Annotated in this window: 1 protein-coding gene; it reads right to left on the minus strand. The window is 48.5% G+C overall.

Annotated features, from left to right (window positions below):
• Positions 1–377: hypothetical protein (locus A3712_RS07625; RefSeq protein WP_157618722.1), on the minus strand; the 377-nt coding region annotated here is incomplete at both ends.

Here is a 377-nt window from a genome sequence, read left to right on the forward strand (position 1 = left end):
GTTTGACGGGAAACAGTTACGCCATCGATCATATCAACGAACTGGATGCGACCTGCCACTTCAGTGATGATTGGCATAGTGTGCGCTTCCCAGTTAGCAACAACTTCGCCGGCTTCTACTGCGTCGTTGTCCGCTTTGCTCAGTACAGAACCGTAAGGAAGTTTGTGCTTCTCTTTAGTACGACCGAACTCATCAACAATCGTCATCTCAGATGCACGAGAGGTGATAACCAGCTTCTTATCTTTGTTGATTACGAACTTAGCGTTGTGAAGTTTAACAGTACCAGTTGTCTTAGCTTGGATGCTGTTCTCTGCTGCTGCAGTAGATGCCGCACCACCGATGTGGAACGTACGCATCGTTAGCTGTGTACCCGGCTC

Origin of the sequence: Vibrio sp. HI00D65 (genome assembly GCF_001635455.1) — a bacterium.
In the GTDB taxonomy this organism is placed as follows: Bacteria; Pseudomonadota; Gammaproteobacteria; order Enterobacterales; family Vibrionaceae; genus Vibrio.